The 3899-nt window shown below is 59.6% G+C and carries 6 protein-coding genes; 5 read left to right on the top strand and 1 reads right to left on the bottom strand.

All coding sequences use genetic code 11. The features are described from left to right. A partial coding sequence (locus F8J34_RS03650; protein ID WP_297056634.1) for an aconitase family protein occupies window positions 1-820 on the bottom strand: 820 nt, incomplete at its 3' end. A gap of 153 nt (window positions 821-973) precedes the next feature. On the opposite strand from F8J34_RS03650, the gene F8J34_RS03645 reads away from it, so the two are divergent. The 5 genes from F8J34_RS03645 to F8J34_RS03625 form a co-directional block, all read left to right on the top strand. Then, the gene (locus F8J34_RS03645; protein ID WP_297056632.1) at window positions 974-1633 is read left to right on the top strand and encodes a DUF434 domain-containing protein; all 660 of its coding nucleotides are present in this window, start codon (window positions 974-976) and stop codon (window positions 1631-1633) included. 74 nt (window positions 1634-1707) lie between these two features. Then, entirely contained in the window at window positions 1708-2466 is a 759-nt protein-coding gene (locus F8J34_RS03640) for a YebC/PmpR family DNA-binding transcriptional regulator (RefSeq protein WP_297056631.1), read from the top strand. Next, on the top strand, window positions 2467-2946 hold the full coding sequence (gene ruvC / locus F8J34_RS03635; protein WP_297056629.1) for a crossover junction endodeoxyribonuclease RuvC: 480 nt from the start codon (window positions 2467-2469) through the stop codon (window positions 2944-2946). Next, the gene (ruvA, locus tag F8J34_RS03630; protein ID WP_297056627.1) at window positions 2931-3503 is read left to right on the top strand and encodes a Holliday junction branch migration protein RuvA; all 573 of its coding nucleotides are present in this window, start codon (window positions 2931-2933) and stop codon (window positions 3501-3503) included. The genes ruvC and ruvA overlap by 16 nt, the downstream gene beginning before the upstream one ends. Window positions 3504-3528: 25 nt before the next feature. Continuing rightward, window positions 3529-3899: AAA family ATPase (locus F8J34_RS03625; RefSeq protein WP_297056625.1), on the top strand; the 371-nt coding region annotated here is incomplete at its 3' end.

Genomic DNA, 3899 nt, shown 5'->3' with positions numbered 1-3899 from the left:
CCTGAAGATCTATCTTTGAACAGTCGTATTCCCGCACCTCGAGATACCGCGCCCCCCGGTCGCTGCGGTAGATCCGGGGCTCGCGTTTGGTCCTTCCGCGTACATAGTTCAGAGTCTTTCGGTCCGGCTCCATAAGCCCCACCTTGCCTCCGGCCTCGATGGCCATGTTAGCCATGGTGAACCTTTCGGCCATGGAAAGTCGCCTTATGACCTCCCCGGAAAACTCCATGGCCCGGTAAAGGGCCCCATCCACCCCGATGTCCCCGATGGTGTAAAGAATAAGATCCTTTCCCGAGACCCAGGGTTTGAGTTTTCCCCGATAGACGAACTTTATGGTCTCCGGCACCTTGAACCAGGTGCGGCCGGTGATCCAGGTCGCGGCAAGATCCGTGGACCCCACCCCGGTGGCAAAGGCCCCGAGCGCTCCGTAGGTGCAGGTGTGGCTGTCGGCCCCGATGACGATGTCTCCCGGAACCACCAGCCCCAGTTCCGGAAGCAGGGCATGTTCTATTCCACAGGCTCCTCCTTCGTAATAATGCCGGATACCGAAACGGCGGGCAAACTCGCGACAGATCCGCACCTGCTCGGCGCTCTTGATGTCCTTGTTAGGGGTGAAATGATCCATGACCAACACGATGCGCTCCGGGTCAAAGACCCGGCTTATACGCGTCTCCTCGAAGATCCTGATAGCCAGCGGCGCCGTGATGTCGTTGGCCAGCGTGAGATCCACCGGGACCTCCACCAGCTCCCCGGGCTCCACCGCCGCCACCCCGGCCCGATCGGCCAGGATCTTTTCCGCCATAGTCATGGGACGTTTCATGGGGTACCCTCCTTACCTGAAGCCTAAAACCGGAACGCAAGTCTTTCTAACCCGCAAGAGGCCTTTCGGCAAGGCCCGGAAGCTTTTCTTCAAGTAAAAAACAGTTCTCTCCAGGTGGGGGAGAGAAACTTTTGGGGATAGGATTTAAAAATGATGACCGAGGACATCCTTAAGGAAGCCGCCAGGGATCTGGCCTTTCTCCTTGACCGGGGGTATCCGGAAAAAGCGGCCTTAAAGCTTGTGGGCGATCATTTCGGCCTTTCCCGGGCCGAAAGGGAGCTCCTTCTCCGGGCCACGCCTCCCCGGGAGATAGCCCTCCGTCGCCGCCAAAAGAGGGTGCGGGCCGCCGAGCTTTCCGGAAAAAGGGTCACGATGGACGGCTACAACGTGCTTGCCACCCTGAGCCACGCCCTTTCCGGCTGCCCGCTGGTCCTTTCCCGGGATGGTTTTGTCCGCGATGCCGAAAGGGCCTACGGGCGTTTTCCGCACCTCGAAACCCAGCTGCCCCGCATGGAGACCCTTATCCTGCGTTTCTTCCGGCGCTATCCACCGGCTTTTCTAGGGATCTATCTCGACGCCCCGGTCTCGGGTTCGGGCAAACTTGCGGAAAGGTTGCGCCAGCGGATCCTACGCCCCTTAAGGATTCCGGGTGAGGTGCTTGCGGTAAAGGAGGCCGAACGCCTGGTCCTTTCCGGAGAGGTGGTTCTTACCGCCGACGGAGCCCTCCTCGATCGGGCCAGGCGGGTTTTCGATCTTGCCGGACACCTCATCCGTTATTCCCTGAGGATGGCCCCCAAACACTTCTTCGGTTAAATCCACCTCTGGACTTGGTTCCGGGGCAGGAAAAGTTATAATGGATTAGCCTCACGGGAAAAGAGGAGGTATCTATGGCCGGACATTCTCACTGGGCACAGATAAAACGTAAAAAGGCCGCACAGGATGCCAAACGGGGCCGTATCTTTACCAAGATCACCCGCGAGATCATGGTAGCGGCAAGACTCGGAGGCGGCGATCCGGATTCCAATCCCCGGTTGCGGGCGGCCATCGCTGCGGCCAAGGCCGTTAATATGCCCAAAGAAAATATCGAAAGGGCCATCCGTAAGGGACTGGGCCTGGAGGAAGGCACCCGCTATGAGGAGGCCACCTTCGAGGGCTACGGGCCCGGAGGGGTGGCCATCCTTATCCAGAGTGTAACCGACAATCGGCGTCGCACGGTCTCCGAATTGCGTCATATCTTCAGTAAATACGGGGGGAATCTGGCTGAACCCGGGGCCGTGTCCTGGATCTTCGAAAAGAAGGGCCTCATCGTGGTCCCCCGGGACGGTCTTTCCGAGGAACAGGTCCTAGAAGCCGCTCTGGAGGCCGGGGCCGAGGATGTGAGGACCTACGAGGGAGAATTCGAGATCATCACCGGCCCTGAGGAATTTGAAACCGTCCGTTCCGGACTGGAAGAAGCCGGCCTTCCCCTGGCCTCGGCCCGGGTTACCCTGGTCCCCAAAACTACGGTCCGGGTGGAGGACGAGAAGATCGCTCAGCAGATCCTGCGCCTTATGGAAAAACTGGAGGATCATGACGATGTTCAGAACGTTTACGCCAACTTCGACATCCCTCAGGAATTACTGGAAAAACTTTCCGGGAATGAGTAGGTGCGGATACTGGGCATAGACCCCGGCTCCCGGGTTACCGGTTACGCGGTGGTGGAGGAAGAGGGTAACCCCCGGGTCCTGAGCTGGGGTACTCTATCCTTAAAAAGACAGGATCCGCTGCCCGAACGACTTAGGACCCTTTATCAGGAACTGTTGCATTTGTGGGAGGAGTTCCGTCCCGGGGTGCTGGTCCTGGAAGAGGTGATCCCGGAACGGTTTCCCCGGGCGGCCCTGGCTCTGGGACAGGCCCAGGGGGTGGTCCTTCTTCTGGCCGCTCAAAAGGGGCTCTCCTGGTATCTCTATCATCCCTCCACGGTTAAACAGACCCTTACCGGAAACGGCAGGGCCAGCAAGGAACAGGTGGCCTACATGGTAAAAAATATGCTGGACCTGGAGGAAGATCCTCCTCTGGATGCTACCGATGCCCTGGCCCTGGCCTTGACCCACCTTCTGAGGATACGTTCATGCTTTCCGAGATAACCGGACGTCTGCGACGTAAGCTGCCGGGCAGGATCTGGGTCGAGGCCGGTCCGGTGGTGCTGGAGGTCACGGTACCCTTCACCCTGGTGGAAACCCTTCCTCCGGTAGGGGAAGTGGTGCGTTTGCCGGTATGCCTGTGGATCCAAGAAGGGACCCCCGAGCTTTTCGGTTTCGCCGACGAGACCTCGCGCGAGACCTTCCGTCTTCTGGCCTCGCTTTCCGGGGTGGGGCCGCGTCTGGCCCTGAATCTTCTGGCCTTTTTCCGGCCGGAAGAACTGGAGGAAGCGGTTCAGAGAGAGGACATCCAGGCCCTTTCCCGGGTTCCGGGTATAGGTCCCCGTCGGGCGGAAAGACTATGTGTGGAGCTGAGGGGAAAACTGGCACTCCAGAAGAAGAAAACGGCCCCTTCCCCGGTTTACGAGGAGGCCCTTCTGGCCCTTAAGAACCTGGGTTTCTCCGCCCGGGAGGCCGAGGAGGCCCTGGCGGCGGTCTTTACCGGGGAGGAAAATCTGGACGAACTGCTGCGCAAGGCCCTGAAGCACTTCTCTCCGGGATAGGCCCTGAGTATAATTCCTTTTGAAAATGGAAAATCTGCGCCCGCGTAGCCTGGCGGAATATATCGGCCAGGAAGACATCAAAAGGGAACTCCAGGTATATCTTTCCGCGGCGCGGGCCCGGGGAGAGCCCCTGGATCACATGCTCCTTACCGGTTTCCCGGGGCTGGGGAAGACCACCCTGGCCCAGGTAGTGGCCCAGGAACTGGGGGTGAATTTCAGGATCACTTCCGGGGCGGCCCTGGAGCGTCCGGGGGACCTGGCCGCCATCCTCACCACCCTGGAGGAAAAAGATATCCTCTTCATCGATGAGATTCACCGTCTCCCCAAGGCCTGCGAGGAGGTGCTCTATCCGGCGATGGAGGATTTCGCCCTGGATCTGGTGGTGGGGAAGGGGCC

The organism is Thermosulfurimonas sp. (assembly GCF_015491435.1).
GTDB lineage: Bacteria > Desulfobacterota > Thermodesulfobacteria > Thermodesulfobacteriales > Thermodesulfobacteriaceae > Thermosulfurimonas_A.
This window is presented reverse-complemented; position numbering and strand designations above follow the sequence as displayed.

Bases quoted from the DNA above. Each gene is read 5' to 3' on its own strand.
- ruvA (WP_297056627.1), top strand. From the start codon at position 2,931: ATGCTTTCCGAGATAACCGGACGTCTGCGACGTAAGCTGCCGGGCAGG.
- F8J34_RS03640 (WP_297056631.1), top strand. From the start codon at position 1,708: ATGGCCGGACATTCTCACTGGGCACAGATAAAACGTAAAAAGGCCGCA.
- F8J34_RS03645 (WP_297056632.1), top strand. From the start codon at position 974: ATGACCGAGGACATCCTTAAGGAAGCCGCCAGGGATCTGGCCTTTCTC.